The 904-nt window shown below is 53.2% G+C and carries 1 protein-coding gene and 1 pseudogene; both read right to left on the bottom strand.

Going from position 1 to position 904, the window contains the following annotated elements:
* A pseudogene (locus tag QZN75_RS09215) lies at nucleotides 1-365 on the bottom strand (formylmethanofuran dehydrogenase subunit B); the annotation flags it as partial.
* 2 nt (nucleotides 366-367) lie between these two features.
* The gene (locus QZN75_RS09210; RefSeq protein WP_292427754.1) at nucleotides 368-781 is read right to left on the bottom strand and encodes a molybdopterin dinucleotide binding domain-containing protein; all 414 of its coding nucleotides are present in this window, start codon (nucleotides 779-781) and stop codon (nucleotides 368-370) included.
* Nucleotides 782-904: the final 123 nt, after the last annotated feature.

The raw sequence follows: 904 nt of genomic DNA, 5'->3' as shown, positions 1-904 counted from the left end.
CAGATGGTTGCACAGTTGTCGAGGACGGCCCCGGCCTTCTCGGCAATCCGGGCGACCGCACTCATGCCCTCGCAGTTGGTGGAACCGAAGCCGTAGATGAGGGGCTTCTTGGCCGCGAGCAGGGTCTTCGCAAAGTAATCGATCGCTTCCTCGTAAGGAATCTCCTTCATCGAGCCGTCGGGCTGCCGCATGCGGGGGAGCCTGGGCCGGGTCGGGTCGTTTGCATGGTGGAACAGGTTCGTCCCGATAATGCACGCGTTATGAACTTCAAGGATCTTGGTCTCATCATCGGAGACCAGCACTTCGATATCGTCGCAGGATGAACCGCAGTACGGGCATCCGACACCTTGGATGAGTTTTGGCATAATTAATTCCCTCCTTTCCAGAGACCCACAGAACCCTGCACGAGCTGGAGGGCTGTCTTGCGTTTTTCATTAAATGCCGGCTCTACGGTGACCGGGAAACCGCTGTACTGGGGGGTGCCGGTCGACTGGGTCCGCGGAGGGACAACCTGATTTGCCCAGACACCCTGCCGGATGTGGGCGAGGCCCGGGGGGCAGTACTGCGTCGCGTGGATGCACTTGACAACAACCGTTCCGCACTCGCTTGTCACTTTCACGTTCGAGTTCTTCCAGATGCCTGATTTCTTCATGTCTTCAGGATTCATTTCAATGATCGAGCACGCTTCGAAATAGTCTGGGTTGGTCTTCCCCTTCTCCATCGCGGCGCCTTCCTCAATCGATCTTTGGGTGATCATGTTCAGTTTAATTGCGCTACCCATTGTTCACCTCGTATTAATTACACACTACAAACACAGTTTAAATTTATCGGCTCTTTTTGCCTGTACATGTCGTAGGAATGCAGATGTTAAATAATTTATTTATTGATACACTATAGTAAACTC

This window comes from Methanoregula sp. (genome assembly GCF_003170075.1).
Classification (GTDB): Archaea; Halobacteriota; Methanomicrobia; order Methanomicrobiales; family Methanospirillaceae; genus Methanoregula.
This window is presented reverse-complemented; position numbering and strand designations above follow the sequence as displayed.

Bases quoted from the DNA above. Each gene is read 5' to 3' on its own strand.
- QZN75_RS09210 (WP_292427754.1), bottom strand. From the start codon at position 781: ATGGGTAGCGCAATTAAACTGAACATGATCACCCAAAGATCGATTGAG.